Raw genomic sequence first — 16,242 nt, forward strand, 5'->3', positions numbered from 1 at the left:
GCGCTCGCCATCGAGCGCGTCCTGCTGGTCGAGGACATGGACAAGGTCAAGCGCACCATGGAGCAGGACCGGCTGCGCTCGGCGCTGCTGACCTCGATCTCCCACGACCTCAAGACGCCGCTCGCCTCCGTGCTCGGCGCGGCCTCGACCATGCGTGATCTCGCGACGCGTCTGTCGGAGAGGGAGAAGCTCGACCTGCTCGCGACCGTCATCGACGAATCCGAGCGGCTCAACCGCTTCATCGCCAACCTGCTCGATATGACCAAGCTAGAGTCCGGCGCGATCGTGCCGAACGCGGCGCTGCACGATGTCGGCGAGATCGTCGGCAGCGCGCTGCGTCGGGCGAGCAAGATCCTGGCCGGCCACCACGTGTCTCTGGAACTGGCCTCCGATCTGCCGATGGTCGAGGTCGACGCCGTGCTGTTCGAGCAGGTGCTGTTCAACCTGCTCGACAATGCCGCCAAATATGCGCCGCCCGACACGGCGATTGCGATTCGCGCCTTCAGCGACGGCAACTGGGTGGAGCTCGATATCCGTGACGAGGGCGACGGCATCCCGGCCGCGGAGCTCGAGCACGTGTTCGACAAGTTCTACCGTGTTCAGAAGGGCGACCAGGTCCGGCCCGGCACCGGGCTTGGGCTGGCGATCTCGCGCGGCTTCATCGAGGCGATGCATGGCCGCCTCTTTGCCGGCAACCGCACCGACCGGCGCGGCGCGGTCCTCACCATCCGCTTGCCGGTGCCGGCGCAGGCTAGACCATTGGATACGGCTGCATGACCGGCGCTCCGATCAAGGTTCTCGCCATCGACGACGAGCCGCCGATCCGCAAGCTCCTGCGCCTGGGGCTGACGGCGCAAGGCTACGAGATCCTGGAGGCGCCGAGCGGCAAGGTCGCGCTCGAAAAGCTCGCCGAGGACCCGGCGCTGATCATCCTCGATCTCGGCCTTCCCGACATCGACGGCCACGAGCTGCTGCGCGCGATCCGGGCGCGCAATGAGAGCATTCCCATCGTGGTCCTGTCGAGCCGCGACGACGAGGCCGGCAAGGTGAAGGCGCTCGATCTCGGCGCCGACGACTACGTGACGAAGCCATTTGGCATGGACGAACTGCTGGCACGCTTGCGCGCGGCCTTGCGCCATCAGCTGCAGGTGCAGGGCGAGCGCCCGGTGTTCCGCAGCGGCGATCTCTCCGTCGACCTCGTCCGCCGCATCGTCAAGCTTGGCGAGCGCGAGATCAAGCTGTCGCCGAAGGAGTACGACCTGCTGCGCGTCCTGGTGCAGCACGCCGGCAAGGTGCTGACCCATCGCTTCCTGCTGAAGGAGCTGTGGGACGAACTGACCGATGCGCAATATCTGCGCGTCTATGTCCGCCAGCTCCGCCAGAAGATCGAGACCGACCCCGAGCGGCCGCAATTCGTGCTGACCGAGACCGGCATCGGCTATCGCCTGCGCGCGCCGGATTGACTGTCGTTCATCGTCATCGTTCCCCCGAATCGGAACCTTCGCCTGTCCTCGTGATTGCTGTGCTGTCACAGGGAGACCATGTTGATGGCGAAAACAGTACGCAAATATTCCAACGGCGCGTCCAAGGACGTCGAGCGCGCGATGAAGAAGCGCAAGGCCGGCACGTTGAAGAGCGGCGGCTCGGGGCGCAAGGTCAGGAGCCGCAAGCAGGCGATCGCGATCGGCCTGTCCGAGGCGCGTCGCGAAGGCAAGAAGGTGCCCCCGAAGAAGAGCGCGAAGTCGGCGGGGAAGAAGACGGCCAAGAAGTCGTCGAAGAGTTCGAGCAGGAAGAGCACGAAGAAGAACACCAAGAAGACGAAGAAGAAGTCGTCTAAGAAGAGCTGACAGGGCCCTCATCCACGCTGCGCCCGCCGTGAAGGTCAGCCGTCGCAAAGCCCCCCGCTGTCGTCCCGGCGAACGCCGGGACCCATAACCCCAGGGAGATGTGATCGGGCGGGATGTCGGACCAGCCTTGTCTCACCACACCCGCCGCGGAGTATGGGTCCCGGCGTTCGCCGGGACGACAGCGGTGGGTGTGCAAGCCGCTAGCGTTAAGAAGCACCCTGTAGCTCGGATGAGCGTAGCGATATCCGGGTTCACCTACACAACGCGTGACACCCCGGATGTCGCTGCGCTTATCCGGGCTACGAATTCCTCACCCCGCCTTCCTCTGCCGCGCCGCGGAGCGATGCGCTTTCTTTGCCGGGCGGCGATGCGACGTCGGACGCCGTGACGGTGTGCGCGAAGCCTTCTTCTCGCTCTTGCCGAGGCTCTGCTTCAGCGCGTCCATCAGGCTCACCACGTTGTCGGACCGCTCCTCCGGCTCCGGCAGCTTGATCGGCTTTCCAGACGCCTTGCGCTTCACCAACGCCTTCAACGTCGTCTCGTACTGGTCCTTGAACTCCGACGGCTTGAAGTGCGCCGCCTTGGTCTGCAGGATATGGCCGGCCAGCTCGACCATGTCCTTGGTGATCTTCGGCGACTTGATGTCGTCGAAGAACTCGGCCTCGTCGCGCAGCTCGTAGGGAAAGCGCAAGGTGGTGCCGAGCATGCCCTTGCCCATCGGCTCGATCGCGATGATGTGCTCGCGATGCGTCAGCACGATGCGCGCCAGCGCGACGCGGTCCTGGTCCTTCATGGCGTCGCGGATCACCGCGAAGGCGTCGATCGCCGCCTTGCCGTCGGGAGCAATATAATACGGATGGTTGAGATAGCGCTGGTCGATCTCCTCGCGCGGCACGAAGCTGTCGATGTCGATCGTATGGTTGCTCTCGATCTGGACCGCTTCGAGCTCCTCCGGCTCGATCTCGACATATTGCCCCTTGGCCAGCTCGTAGCCGCGGCCCTTCTGGTCGCCCTCGACGATGTCGCCGGTCTCGGCATCGATCATCTGCTGCTTCAGCCGGTTGCCGGTCTCGCGGTTGATCAGATGGAAGCGCGTCTTCTCCACGGAGGTCGACGCCGGATAGAGCACGACAGGGCAACTGACGAGCGAGAGTTTGAGCGAGCCTTTCCAATAGGCGCGGGGGGGCATCGTGATCTCCGTGCAAGCTATGACGACTCAACGGAATCGAATCCAGATAGGTTCCGTTTCCGTGGGACAAGGTCGCGCGAGTGCTTCGATCCAGAGCTCGGAATCATCGTACATCAACGGCGCAACGAGGCTCTGAACCTGCGCATCGACAATCCATCGATCGCGATGATCACCCTCCCCTGGAGGGGGAGGGTCACCTCTCATGAGCGGAGCGAATGGGGGGCCGGGTGGGGTGATCTCTCCGCGGGCGCCGGCGCGTGTGGAGAGATCAGGCCACCCCGCTCGCCGCCTCGCGCGCGCGACCCTCCTCCTCCAGGGGAGGGTGGCATTTCGCTTCGAAGGAAATGCCGCGCAAGGATTCAAGCCGACCTGCCCGTCGGGTTACTTTGTCGCAGTTGTTAGTCCTTGCGCCGTCGATCTTTCCGCGCATCCCGCCTCATGCAGAGGGCGTACGCGTCGTCACGATACGTGGAGTGCGGGAAGCGATGGACGGGACGGCAGCGTGCGCATCTGCGCGGACGAGCGCTGGCTCTCGGACGTGAAGTCGCGTGGGTGCGCCCCGAAGCTGGCGTCAAGCCCGTGCCGCTGACGAGGCGCGCGGGCGACGGTCGCTAACACGCCGGACACCGGGGAGAGCGCGAAGTAAGCGTTAACACCATCGCGCAGGGAAGGCCGGTTGAGGGCCGTACCTGTGGTGACTGCCGCCTGCTTTTTTCTTGCAGGCGGGCCATGGGCCGCGGTCAGCACCCGGCATTCCCTGCACCCTCTCGCATTTGCAAGAGGGCCGACGGCAGCAACACCCAGGCTCTGCGCGCTGGGAACACGGAACTTTGCCCGGTGTTATCATGCGGCTAGGCCGATTTCACCACCCCGCCGGCTTTGCTACGCTACCGCTCAACGCGAGGGACCACCGTGGCGCTCAAGAAGCTTTCCACCTATCGCAAGAAGCGCGATTTCCAGAAAACGGCAGAGCCGTCCGGCGATGCCAAGGTTGCGCCCGCCGCGCGGCCGCGCTTCGTGATCCAGAAGCACGATGCGACACGACTGCACTACGATCTCAGGCTGGAGTTCGGCGGCGTCTTCAAGTCGTGGGCGGTGACCAAGGGGCCGTCGCTCGATCCGCACGACAAGCGGCTCGCGGTCGAGGTCGAGGACCATCCGCTCGACTACGGCGATTTCGAAGGCACCATTCCCGAGGGCGAATATGGCGGCGGCACCGTGATGCTGTGGGACCGCGGCTATTGGGAGAGCGAAGATCCCGAGCGCGGCTTCAAGAAGGGCGACCTGAAGTTCACCCTGGAAGGCGAGAAGCTGCACGGCAGCTGGGTGCTGGTGCGGATGCGCAACGACCGCACCGGCGGCAGGCGCACCAACTGGCTGCTGATCAAGCATCGCGACGAGTTCGCCAGGCAAGGCGAGGCCAACGATATCCTGAGCGCCGACAAGTCGGTCGCGTCGGGACGTTCGATGGAGCAGATCGCGGCCGGCAAGGGCAAGGCGCCGAAGCCGTTCATGCTGGCCAAGACCCAGCGCATGAATGCCGACGCGGTGTGGCACTCTCACCGCAGCGACGGCGAAGCCAAGTCGAAGGTTTCAACCAAATCGTCATCGCCGAAAGCCACAGCTGCGAAGGCCAGTGGTGCCAAGGCCCGCGTCGCGCCGAAGACGGCCGAGCCGCGGACCGTCTCGTCACTTCCGGACTTCGTGCCGCCCGAGCTCTGTACCTCCGTCGCAGCGCCGCCGAGCGGTGAGGGCTGGGCGCACGAGATCAAGTTCGACGGCTATCGCGTGCAGATCAGGGTCGAGAACGGCAAGGCGACCTTGAAGACGCGCAAGGGCCTCGACTGGACCGCCAAGTTCGACGCGATCGCGGAGGAGGCAGCCAAGCTGCCGGATGCGATCATCGATGGCGAGATCGTCGCGCTCGACAAGGACGGCAACCCGGACTTCTCTGCGCTGCAGGCGGCAATCTCGGCCGGCAAGACCGACGAGCTGGTGTTCTTTGCCTTCGACCTGATGTTCGTCGAGGAGTTCGACCTGCGCCGCCAGCCGCTGCGCGACCGCAAGGCCCGGCTGGCAAAGCTGTTGAAAGCGAACATCAAAGGCAAGACGCCTGTGATCCGCTATGTCGAGCATTTCGAGAGCGACGGCGAAACCGTGCTGGAGTCGGCCCGCAAGCTGTCGCTGGAAGGCATCGTCTCCAAGAAGCTGGACTCGGCCTATCACTCCGGCCGCACCGAAAGCTGGACCAAGGCCAAAACCCGGCCTGGGCATGAGGTGGTCATCGGCGGCTGGAAGACCACCAACGGCAAATTCCGCTCGCTGATGGTCGGCGTCAACAAGGACGATCATCTCGCTTATGTCGGCATCGTCGGCACCGGCTTCGGCCAGGATACGGTGAAGGAGATCATGCCGGCGCTGAAGGCGGCGGCGGCTGACAAGAGTCCGTTCAGCGGCAAGAACGCTCCGCGCAAGGCGCGCGAGGTGCATTGGCTCAAGCCCGAGCTGGTTGCCGAGATCGAATTCGCGGGCTTCACCGGCGATGGCAATGTCCGGCAGGCGTCGTTCAAGGGCCTGCGTCAGGACAAGCCGGCACGCGAGGTCGTAGCCGAGGAGCCGGCGGTGACAGCCACGGTGACGAAGCCGGTCGCGCGTGCCGCGGCTACGGTCGCAACCGGCGGCACCACGCTGCACAAGACGCCGTCCCGATCCAAGAGCTCGGCGACGGTGATGGGCGTTGCGATCTCCAAGCCGGACAAGGCGCTGTGGCCGGACGCCGGCGATGGCGTGCCCGTGACCAAGCTCGATCTCGCCAACTATCTGGAAGCGGTCGGCGACTGGATGATCGATCATCTGAAAGGGCGGCCATGCTCGATCGTGCGCGCGCCCGACGGCATCGGCGGCGAGCGGTTTTTCCAGCGCCATGGCATGCAGGGCATGTCCGATCTGCTCGAGCTGGTGAAAGTGTCCGGCGATCGCAAGCCTTATCTGCAGATCGATCGCGTCGAGGGACTGATCGCGGTGGCGCAGGTTGCGGCGGTCGAGCTGCATCCGTGGAATTGCGCGCCCGATGCCTACGACGTTCCTGGTCGCCTGGTGTTCGATCTCGATCCGGCGCCGAACGTCGCCTTCGAGGAGGTGATCGCGGCGGCGAAGGAGATGCGGCAGCGCCTGAAGACGCTGGGTCTGGAGAGCTTCTGCAAGACCACCGGCGGCAAGGGCCTGCATGTCGTGACGCCGCTGTTGCATGGCGCGCGCGACAAGGTGACATGGCCGGAGGCGAAGGCGTTTGCGCAGGGCGTATGCCAGTGGATGGCCAATGACAGCCCCGATGACTATCTGCTCAACATGTCGAAGAAGCTGCGCAAGGGAAAAATCTTCCTCGACTATCTGCGCAACGACCGGATGTCGACCGCGGTGGCGGTGTTGTCACCGCGGGCGCGCGAGGGCGCGACCGTGTCGATGCCGATCACGTGGGCCCAGGTGAAGAGCGGGCTCGATCCCAAGCGCTACACTGTTCGCACCGTGCCGGCGCTGCTGGCCAAGACCAAGGCGTGGGATGGTTACGACGATGCGGCCGGAGCGATCAAACCGGCGATCAAGAAGCTGACCAACAAGTTGTGAGAAGGTCGTTAGGTCGTTCGGGCAGACATGGTCTCAGCCGCATCTGCCCGACGAGTTATCGCAGCTGAATCAGATCCGTCCGAGCAGGACGAGGATCAGCACGATGATGATGATCAGGCCGAGGCCGCCGCCGCCGTAATAGCCGGTGCCGTAGAACGGACCGCCGCCGATGCCGGAAAAGCCGCCGAGCAGGGCGATGACGAGAATGATGAGGATGATCGTTCCGATGGACATGTACTTCCCTCCAGTGCCCGGCAGCGGGGCGGTGCGTCACTCTGCCTTCGCCGAGGAAACTGGTCGGAACTTCGAAAGTTCCGGAGATGGATCAGGTAAAATCGGGTGTGTGGCTTTGCGGTCGTGACGCGCCGTGACTACATCAGGACGGTTGTTAGTCAGGAGAACGCGATGTCAAGACCGCTTGTCGTTTCCATTCCGCATCGCCTCGGCAAGGATGAAGCCGTGCGCCGGCTGCAATCCGGTCTGAGCCGGGCGGCGAGCAGCGTTCCCGTGCTGAGTGTCGATGAGGAGCGCTGGGAGGGCGACAAGATGATCTTTCGCGTCCGTGCGCTCGGTCAGGCGGCCTCGGGCCATGTCGATGTGGCCGAGGATCACGTCCGGGTCGAGGTCACGCTGCCCTGGCTGCTGCAGCGCTTTGCGGAGGCGGCGCAGAACGCCATTCGCAGCCGCGGACAGTTGCTGCTGACGAAGAAGAGCTGATCAGCTCTGCGGCGCCAGGGCCGGCGATGGCTTGGCCCGTTGATCGGAGGAACTTTCCACGCGCGCTGCAAGCACCGCAGCCGGAAGCTGGGTGAACAGCGAGGAGACGGGGAGGCGGCCGTTCTGGATTTGCGGAGCGGAATAGCCGGGGAGGTGCACCGTCGCGTCGAACGCATCAGCGTGCGGCCAGACCCGGCCGCTGTCGGTGAACGGCGCCAGAGTGCGGGCGGTGACCACGATCATCGCCTCGCGGCCTCGCCGGCGCGCAAAGGCGATGATGTGCTTGGCATGACGGCCGCTCACCTCCAGCGGCTCGTAGGAACCGTCGGTGAACACCGCAGCCAGCTCGTTACGCCGCTTGATGAGCTGCCGCGTCCAAGCGAGCTTGATGCGTCCGTCGGGCCAGTGGTCGGCGAGGTCAGCCCAGTCCGGCGTCTCGCTCTCTGCCAGCGACTGCTCGCGCGCGGCAAAGTCGACCGGGCGGCGGTTGTCGGGATCGACCATCGACAGATCCCAGAACTCGGTGCCCTGGTAGAAATCGGGCACGCCGGGCATGGTCGCCTTCAGCGTCAGCTGCGTCAGCGAGTTCAGCGCACCGAGCAGCGCCACCCGTTTGGCGACGGTCTCCAGCGACTGCAGGAACTCGGCCGACCGCTCGCGGTCCAGGATGCGTTCGATGAACGTGCGCAGGCCGTTCTCATAGACCTCGTTCGGATTGAGCCAGCTGGTCTCCTCCTTGCCCTCCCTCGCGGCTTTGAGAGCATAGGCCTGCAGCCGTTCGGCAAGGCCTTCATCGGTGCCGCCGGCCGGCCAGATCCCGACCAGGGTCTGGTAGAGCATGTATTCGAACGTCGCCGAGGGCGCGCGCATGTGGCCGTCTGTGACGACATGCGGCGCGTTCATGGTCTTCCAGCGCGCGACCGCGGAGGTCCAATCGTTGGGCAACTCGGTGAGCGCGGCAAGCCGCGTGCGGGCATCCTCGCCGCGCTTGGTGTCGTGGGTCGCGGTGGCGGTCATGCCGTGCGGCCAGTGCTTGGCGCGCTCCTGCATCAGCCTGTGGAAGTCGGGAATCGCGAGCGCATGCGCCGCCGGATCGCCGCCGACCTCGTTGAGCGCAAGCAGCCGGTGGAAACGGTAGAAGCCGGTGTCCTCCAGCGATTTCGCCATCATCGGCCCGGTGAACTGCTGCACCTTCAACGCAAAGCGGCGGACGCGGGGGACGGAGTGGGTGGTGCTGCGGTCGCGCTTGATCAGATCCATGGTCAAGGCGTCGCGCAGGAAATCGAAGATCGAGCCGTCAGAGGCAAACCACTCGGCGCGGGCGGCGGCGATGGCGTGGTCGATCAGCTTGCGGTCGGCTTCGGTCGGGCCGGCGCCGGTGAGATAGGTGCGATAGACCGGGAAGTGCAGCACATACAGCTGGAGCGCCTGGCGCAGGCTGTCTTCCGAATAGTCACGGGTCGAGTAATGACCGTTGGCGATGCGCGCGAGCAGGCGCGTCAGCACGGTGAACTCGCTGGTCAGCAAGGTCTCCAGCACGCGCCGCTTGGCCTCCTTGATGACGGGCGCGAGCTTCGGCGGCTTGTTGCTGATCTGCCGCCAGATCTCGTCGAGCGGCTCCAGCCCCTTGCCGTCGATCAGCAGCTGGGTGATTACATTCATCCACTCGTAGCCGGTGGTACCGTGCACGCCGGCAAAGCTCGGCAGCTTCTCGTGCTCGCAAAGAATCTTCTCGATCACCACGTAGAACGGGCCGACGGCGGGTCCGCGCGCGTCGCGAATGAGCCGGCGCAGGCGCTGGAAGTACTGCGCGGGATCGCGCAGCCCGTCGATGTGATCGAGCCGCAGCCCCTGGAGCTGGCCGTCGGCGATCAGCTTTTTGACCAGGCGGTGGATCGCCTCGAAGGTGCCGGCATCCTCGACGCGCAGGCCCGCCAGCGTGTTGACGTCGAAGAAGCGGCGATAGTTGATGTCGCTCGACGCCAGCCGCCAGTGACCCAATTTGTAATGCTGCCGCTCCAGCAGATGATGCAGGGCCAATGTCGGCGCAGGGCGCTCTTCGCCCGCTTTGTAGGCCGACAGGCCGCGGGAGATGACGTCGGCAGCCCCTGGGATGGCCTTCAGCGCAGCCTTGAAAGCCGGCGCCTCCTTGCGGTTCGGACGACGCAGGCCGGGATAGCGCGAGGCGAGCGCCAGGATGGCCTTGCCGGCCTCGCTGCTCTCCTCGCCGGCTTCCTTGACGATGATGCGCAGCATCTCGCCATAGCGCTCGGGCGCGATCGGGAGGCGATGTTCGAAGTACCAGCAGGAGAACGAGCCTTCGTCCGCGTCGTAGCGCAGCTCGATGTCGCCATGTTCGAGCGCATGGCCATAGGAGGTGCCGATGATCGGCAGCAGTACGCCGCCGCGCGCGCGATAGGGCAGCTGGTCCCAGTCGATGTCGAACGAGGCCGCGTGCGGCGAGGCCTGGCCCCATTCGAGCACGTCGAGCCACCACGGATTGTCGTCGAAATGTACGCCGACATGGTTCGGCACGAAATCGAGGATGAGGCCGACGTCGTGCGCCTTCAGCGCGGCGCCGAGCTTGGCAAATCCGTCCTCGCCGCCCAGCTCGGGATTGAGCTTGGTATGATCGGTGATGTCGTAGCCATGGGTCGAGCCCTTGCGCGCCTTCATGAACGGCGAGGCGTAGACATGGGTGATGCCGAGCGCCTTCAGGTATGGCACGACGCGGGCCGCGGCCTCGAAGTTGAAGTCGGCGGTCAGCTGCAGGCGATAGGTCGCGAGCGGAATGGCTGGAGGCATGGTTATCCTCCAATGCTCCAGAACACGGACCAGGCCGGCACGCGATCTCCGGGCGTGCCGCCCCAGATCGGCGTGCCTGTGATGTTGGCCGAAGCGCCTGCGATCTCCTTATCGGAGACGTTGGCGAGCAGCCGCAGCTTACTGCCGTCGCCCATGACCCAATGCGCGCTCAGGCGGCCGTCCTCGGTGACGTCTGCTTTGCCAAAGGCCGCGCCCGCCAGCCGCGGTGCCACGTGCCTGTGCCTGGTGGCGAGGAGATCGCGCACCAACGCGAGGCGCTCACGACCGGGAGACTCGTTGCGTGCGTCCCAATCGATGATCGCGGACCGGAAGGTTTCGATGTCGAGCGGATCGGGAACGTCATCGCCGTATTTGGCGTACGCCCATTCATATTCCTTGCGCCGTCCCTTGCGCACGGCATTCGCGAGGTCACCCTGGAAGTCGCAGAAGAACGGGAATGGCTGCTTTGAGCCCCATTCCTCGCCCATGTACAACATCGGCACGGTGGGTGCGAGCAGGGTCACGGCGAGCGCGGCTGCGATGCCATCCGGCGGCGCCAGCGCCTCCAGCCGGTCGCCGAACACGCGGTTGCCGATCTGGTCGTGGTTTTGCAGAAAATTCACGAACGCGCCGGGCGCGAGATGACCGCTCGGCTCGCCTCGCGCAATGCCACCCCAGAACGCGGCCTGCTCGCCCTGATAGACGAAGCCGGAGGCAAGCGCGCGCGCCAAGCCGCTGCGCGGCGACTGCTGGTAGTCGCCGTAATAACCCCCGGTCTCGCCGGTCAACATCACGTGCCAGACGTGATGGTAGTCGTCATTCCACTGCGCGCGGAATTTACCGCGGGGTGGATCTTCCGCCGCATCGAGCATACTGGCGCGGTTGTCGCCATTCTCCAGCACGAGATGGATGTGCCGTCCGGTCTGCTCGACGAGCTTGCCGACAGCGGCGCTCAGATCGTGCAGCATCGGGATCTCACCCTCGTTGGAGAGGATGTGGTTGACGGCGTCGAATCGCAGCCCGTCGAAGCGATAGTCGGTCAGCCAATGCAGCGCGTTCTCGATCGCGAAGGCGCGCACCTCCGGCTTGCGGTAGTCGATCGCGCTGCCCCAGGGCGTATGCGCATCGGTGAAGAACGTCGGCGCGTAGCGGCCGATGTAGTTTCCCTCGGGACCGAAGTGATTGTAGACGACGTCGAGGAACACCATCAGCCCGCGCAGGTGAGCCTCGTCGATCAGCGTGCGCAAATCGTCGGGACGGCCATAGACGCTGTCAGGCGCATACAGCAGCACACCATCGTAGCCCCAGTTGCGGGAGCCTGCGAAATCCGCCAGCGGCATCAGCTCGAGCGCGGTGATGCCGGTCTCGACGAGATGATCGAGCTTGTCGATCATAGCCCGATAGGTGCCGTCCTGGGTGAACGTGCCGACATGGCTTTCGAGGAAGACCGCATCCTGCCACGGCCGCCCGCGCCAGGCGTTCGAGCGCCAGGCATAGGCGCTGTGATCGATCACTTCGCTCGGGCCGGACACGTCCTCGGGCTGGAAGTCGGAGCCCGGGTCCGGAACGTCGAGCTCGTCGTCGATGCGGAACTTATAGCGTGCGCCCGCGCCCACGCCGGGGACATCCAGCGTGTACCAGCCGCCGTCGCGACGCTGCATCTCGTGCCGGCCGTCGAGCACCAGGTCGACGCGCTTGGCGGCCGGGGCCCAGAGACGAAAGGTCGTGCCGCTCGCGGTGATCTCCGGTCCGAACTGCCGTGCGCTCATGACAGGCCCGCATATGCCAGAACAGAACGCGGCGGGGCCTTGAGATCGGCGCCGGATGCGAAGTCGACCGGCTTCTGCTGGGCCTGGGTGGTGTCGAGAACCTGTTGCCACGTCCTGGTTTCGGCAAGCTTGGGCAATTTGAATCCGATCTCTTCGGGGGCCGCGTTCAGAACGATAAAGATCGGAGCCTGCTCCTGTTCCACCGGGGCGAGCACATAGGCGAGAAATCGTCCGTCGGGAAAGGTCCAGTCGGTTTGCGTCATCTCCTCCGCCGAGGGCGTCAGCCACAGTACGCCGAAGCTGCCGTCGGAGCGACGGCCGTCGAGCCAGCGACGCGCGCGGATCTGGCCGAAGCGGCGGCGCAGCTCGGTCATGTGGGCGATGAAATCGATGAGGTCGTCGCCCTCTCGCCCCATGCCGCTCCAGTCGATCCAGCCGACCTCGTTGTCCTGGCAATAGGCATTGTTGTTGCCATGCTGGGAGTTGCCGACCTCATCCCCCGCAAGCAGCAGCGGCAGGCCCTGCGCGAGGAACAGACAGGCGAGCTGGTTCTTACGCGACTGCCGGCGCAGTGCATTGATGACGGCGTCGTCGGTCGGTCCTTCGTGGCCGAAATTGTTGCTGTGATTGTCGTTGGAGCCGTCGCGATTATCCTCGCCATTGGCCTCGTTGTGCTTGCTGTTGTAGGCGAAGAGATCGGCGAGCGTGAAGCCGTCATGGACGGTGACGTGGTTGACGCTGGCGCGCTGGGTGCGGCCGTCATGGTTGAAGATGTCGGACGAGCCGGTCATGCGGCTCGAGACCTCGCCGATCAGGCTGCCTTCGCCGCTCCAATAGCGGCGCATGGCGCTGCGATAGCGGTCGTTCCATTCCGACCATTGCGACGGGAAGGCGCCGACCTGATAGCCGCCAAGGCCGACGTCCCACGGCTCGGCAACCAGCTTGACGCCGGCGAGCACCGGATCCTGGCGGATCGCGGTGAGGAAGCCGCTGCGGCGGTCGAAGCCGTGCTTCTCGCGCGCAAGCGTGGTGGCGAGGTCGAAGCGAAAACCGTCGACGTGGCAAACCTCGACCCAGTAGCGCAGCGAATCCATCACCATCTGCAGCACGCGCGGGTGCGTGAGATTCACCGACGAGCCGCAGCCGGTGAAGTCGTCATAGAAGCGCGGATTATCGGGCTGGAGCCAATAATACGACGCGTTGTCGATGCCGCGGTAGCACAGCGTCGGCCCGAGATGGTTGCCCTCGGCGGTGTGGTTGTAGACGACGTCGAGCATCACCTCGATGCCGGCATCGTGTAGCCGCGCCACCGTCGTCCGGAAGGCGTCGAGCGGATTGTCCTGCGCGTAGCGCTGCTCCGGCGCAAAGAACGAGATGGTATTGTAGCCCCAGTAGTTGACGAGCTTCTTCTCGACCAGCATGCGGTCATCGATGAAGGCGTGGATCGGCAGCAGCTCGATCGTGGTAACGCCGAGCCGCTTGAGATGCTTGATCATCGCCGGCGACGACAGCCCGCCATAGGTGCCGCGCAGGTTCGGCGGAACGTCGTCGCGCTTGTTGGTCAGGCCCTTGACGTGGGCCTCGTAGATGATCGTGTCTTCCCAGGGGATCTGCGGCCGCATCTCGCGGCGGCCCCAGTTGAAGGTCTCGTCGATCACGACCGCCTTGGGCATGCCGCGCGCGTTGTCGCGCCGGTCGAAGGAGAGGTCCTCGCGCGGCGAACCGGCGCGGTAGGCGAAATGCGCATCGCTCCAGACCAGGCGCCCGGCGAGCCGCTTGGCGTAGGGGTCGAGCAGCAGCTTGTTGGCGTTGAAGCGGTGGCCGCGCTCGGGCTCGTAGGGGCCATAGACGCGGTAGCCGTAGAGCTGCCCCGGCGAAACGTCATTGAGATAGCCGTGCCAGACGTCCTCGGTGCGCTCCGGCAGCTCGATCCGTTCGATCTCGCGGCGGCCCTGGCTGTCGAACAGACACAGCTCGACCTTCTCGGCGTTGGCGGAGAACAAGGCAAAATTGGTCCCCCGCCCGTCCCAGGTTGCACCGAGACGGGCGTGAGTTCCTGCGGCCAGACGCATCGCGTCAGGCTTCCGGGACGAGAAATACCGCTGCCATGGGCGGGAGGATGAGGTTGAGGTGCTGATCTTCAGAGGCATGGACCTGGCCGACATTGCCGACATTGCTGCCGCCATAGTGCGAGGAGTCGGAGTTGAAGACTTCCCGCCATGTGCCGCCGAGCGGCGCGCGGACCCGGTAATTGTAATACACGTTGGGCGAAAAGTTCACGACCACGACGCAGCGGGCGCGGTCATCAAAACCTTTTCGCACCCAGGCGAACACGTTGCGGTCGGCATCGTCGGTGATCAGCCACTCGAAGCCATCCGGCTCGCAGTCGCGCTCGTGCAGCGCCGGCTGGTTGCGATAGAGGTGGTTGAGGTCGCGGATCAGGGCCTGGATGCCGGCGTAGCGGCGGTCGCCGAGCAGGTGCCAGTCCAGCGAGGTATCGTGATTCCACTCCCGCTCCTGGGCGAGCTCGCAGCCCATGAACAACAGCTTCTTGCCAGGGTGCGCGAACATGAAGCTGTAATAGGCCCGCAGGTTCGCGAAGCGCTGCCAGTCATCGCCGGGCATGCGGCCGAGGATCGAGCGCTTGCCGTGCACGACTTCGTCGTGGGACAACGGCAGGATGAAGTTTTCCGAAAAGGCGTAGTGCAGCCCGAACAGGATCTCGCCGTGGTGGTATTTGCGGTGGATCGGATCCTTGCTGACGTAGCGCAGGGTGTCGTGCATCCAGCCCATGTTCCACTTGTAGCCGAAACCAAGCCCGCCCATGTCGACCGGACGCGACACCTGCGGCCAGGCGGTGGACTCCTCGGCGGCGGTGGTGGCCTGCGGGAAGCGACCGAACACGTCGATATTGGTCCGGCGCAGAAACTCGATGGCTTCGAGATTCTCGCGGCCGCCAAATTTGTTCGGGATCCAGCCGCCGGAGGGACGGCTGTAGTCGAGATAGAGCATCGAAGCGACGGCATCGACGCGCAGGCCATCGATGCCATAGCGCTCGAGCCAGAACAGCGCGTTCGAGCGTAGGAAGTTCGCCACTTCGGTGCGGCCGTAATTGTAGATCAGGGTGCCCCAGTCGAGGTGCCGGCCCTGCATTGGATTGGCATGCTCGTACAGCGCGGTGCCGTCGAAATGGCCGAGACCGTGCGGATCATCGGGAAAATGTCCGGGCACCCAGTCGAGCCACACCGCGAGGCCCTCGCGATGACAGGCATCGATCAGCGCGCAGAAGTCCTCGGGGCTGCCGAAGCGGCTCGTCGGTGCATAGAGGCCCGTCGGCTGATAGCCCCAGGAGCCGTCGAACGGGTGCTCGTTGACCGGCAGGAATTCAATGTGCGTGAAGCCCATGTCGCGCGCATAGGCCGGCAGTTGCTCGGCAAGCTCGCGATAGGTCAGCCACTGATTGTTGTCCTTGCGGCGCCACGAGCCGAGATGCACCTCGTAGATCGACACCGGCCTGTTCAGCTTGTTGATGTCATGAGGTGCTGGCTGCGGCCGCGGCAGGCGCGTTTCGTCGACGACGATCGATGCCGTCTTGGGGCGCATTTCGGCCGCGAACGCCATGGGGTCGGATTTCAGCGGCAGGTGCTCGCCCTGCGGACCGATGATGTCGAACTTGTAGTGATCGCCGGCCCGGGCCCGGGGGATGAACAGCTCCCAATAGCCATTGCCGCGCACCCGCATCGGATGCCGCCGCGCATTCCAGAAATTGAAATCGCCGACCACGCTGACACGCCGCGCATTCGGCGCGAGCACCACGAAGCCGACGCCGTCCACGCCGTCGATGACCATCGGATGGGCGCCGAGCTTGTCGTACAGCCGCTCGTGATTGCCTTCGCCGAGCAGGTGCAGGTCGAAATCGCCGAGGATCGGCAGGAAGCGATAGGGATCCTCGAGGTCGGTCACGGCATCGCCGAACGTGGCGCGCAGCTTGTAGCGCTGCATCGACGACATCGTCCCGGTAAATAGGCCGGCATCGTGGATGCGCGAAAGCGGTGCGACCTCGCCATGCTCGCCCACCACCTCGACCCGGGAAGCCTCCGGCAGAAACGCGCGCACGACAGTCTTTCCGTCGACATTGTGCTGACCGAGATAGCGAAACGGGTCGGCATGCCGACCTTCGATGATCGCAAACGCCTCGGGAGAAAGATGGGTCATGAGGACTCGCTGGCAGGTGCTGGCTCGGACAGGACGCGAAGCAGATTGCCCAGCGCGACGCGCAACCAGTCCGGCC

11 protein-coding genes are annotated in these 16,242 nt (G+C 64.9%); 5 read left to right on the forward strand and 6 right to left on the reverse strand.

Translation table 11 applies throughout. The features are described from left to right. From BRAO375_RS23150 to BRAO375_RS23160, 3 genes are all read left to right on the forward strand, one after another. The coding region (locus BRAO375_RS23150; RefSeq protein ID WP_035641753.1) for a sensor histidine kinase at positions 1 to 777 on the forward strand (777 nt) is incomplete at its 5' end. Further along, complete coding sequence (locus BRAO375_RS23155) at positions 774 to 1,463, forward strand: response regulator (RefSeq protein ID WP_009029881.1); 690 nt, start codon at positions 774 to 776, stop codon at positions 1,461 to 1,463. The genes BRAO375_RS23150 and BRAO375_RS23155, both read left to right, overlap by 4 nt. 84 nt (positions 1,464 to 1,547) lie before the next feature. Further along, entirely contained in the window at positions 1,548 to 1,847 is a 300-nt protein-coding gene (locus tag BRAO375_RS23160) for a DUF6496 domain-containing protein (protein WP_009029882.1), read from the forward strand. A gap of 310 nt (positions 1,848 to 2,157) precedes the next feature. Here BRAO375_RS23160 and ku read toward each other — a convergent pair whose 3' ends face one another. Next, positions 2,158 to 3,036 (reverse strand): non-homologous end joining protein Ku, encoded by an 879-nt coding sequence (gene ku / locus BRAO375_RS23165; RefSeq protein ID WP_009029884.1) that lies wholly within the window; start codon positions 3,034 to 3,036, stop codon positions 2,158 to 2,160. A 912-nt stretch (positions 3,037 to 3,948) separates the two neighbouring features. Here ku and ligD point away from each other — a divergent pair. Then, the gene (gene ligD / locus BRAO375_RS23170) at positions 3,949 to 6,660 is read left to right on the forward strand and encodes a DNA ligase D (RefSeq protein WP_009029886.1); all 2,712 of its coding nucleotides are present in this window, start codon (positions 3,949 to 3,951) and stop codon (positions 6,658 to 6,660) included. A gap of 69 nt (positions 6,661 to 6,729) precedes the next feature. Here the strand turns inward: ligD and BRAO375_RS36505 are convergent, their stop codons facing one another. Continuing rightward, a complete protein-coding gene (locus BRAO375_RS36505; RefSeq protein WP_008965851.1) occupies positions 6,730 to 6,894 on the reverse strand; it encodes a DUF3309 family protein in 165 nt (54 codons plus the stop codon). 171 nt (positions 6,895 to 7,065) lie between these two features. On the opposite strand from BRAO375_RS36505, the gene BRAO375_RS23175 reads away from it, so the two are divergent. After that, positions 7,066 to 7,377: a polyhydroxyalkanoic acid system family protein gene (locus tag BRAO375_RS23175; RefSeq protein WP_009029887.1), complete on the forward strand. Its 312-nt coding sequence runs from the start codon at positions 7,066 to 7,068 to the stop codon at positions 7,375 to 7,377. On the opposite strand, the gene treY is transcribed toward BRAO375_RS23175, so the two are convergent. Genes treY through glgB form a run of 4 tightly spaced genes read right to left on the reverse strand, consistent with a single transcriptional unit; the run spans position 7,378 to position 16,166 of the window. After that, positions 7,378 to 10,182, reverse strand: a complete 2,805-nt coding sequence (gene treY / locus BRAO375_RS23180) for a malto-oligosyltrehalose synthase (protein ID WP_009029888.1) — start codon at positions 10,180 to 10,182, stop codon at positions 7,378 to 7,380. Positions 10,183 to 10,184: 2 nt separating this feature from the next. Then, positions 10,185 to 11,951 (reverse strand): malto-oligosyltrehalose trehalohydrolase, encoded by a 1,767-nt coding sequence (gene treZ, locus BRAO375_RS23185; RefSeq protein ID WP_009029889.1) that lies wholly within the window; start codon positions 11,949 to 11,951, stop codon positions 10,185 to 10,187. Next, positions 11,948 to 14,023 carry a glycogen debranching protein GlgX gene (glgX, locus tag BRAO375_RS23190; RefSeq protein WP_009029890.1) on the reverse strand — a complete coding sequence of 692 codons (2,076 nt, stop codon included), beginning with the start codon at positions 14,021 to 14,023 and terminating at the stop codon, positions 11,948 to 11,950. The genes treZ and glgX overlap by 4 nt, the downstream gene beginning before the upstream one ends. Positions 14,024 to 14,027: 4 nt before the next feature. After that, positions 14,028 to 16,166 carry a 1,4-alpha-glucan branching protein GlgB gene (glgB, locus tag BRAO375_RS23195; RefSeq protein ID WP_009029891.1) on the reverse strand — a complete coding sequence of 713 codons (2,139 nt, stop codon included), beginning with the start codon at positions 16,164 to 16,166 and terminating at the stop codon, positions 14,028 to 14,030. Between the last annotated feature and the right edge of the window lie 76 nt (positions 16,167 to 16,242).

It is taken from the genome of Bradyrhizobium sp. ORS 375 (assembly GCF_000239775.1).
Lineage (GTDB): Bacteria > Pseudomonadota > Alphaproteobacteria > Rhizobiales > Xanthobacteraceae > Bradyrhizobium.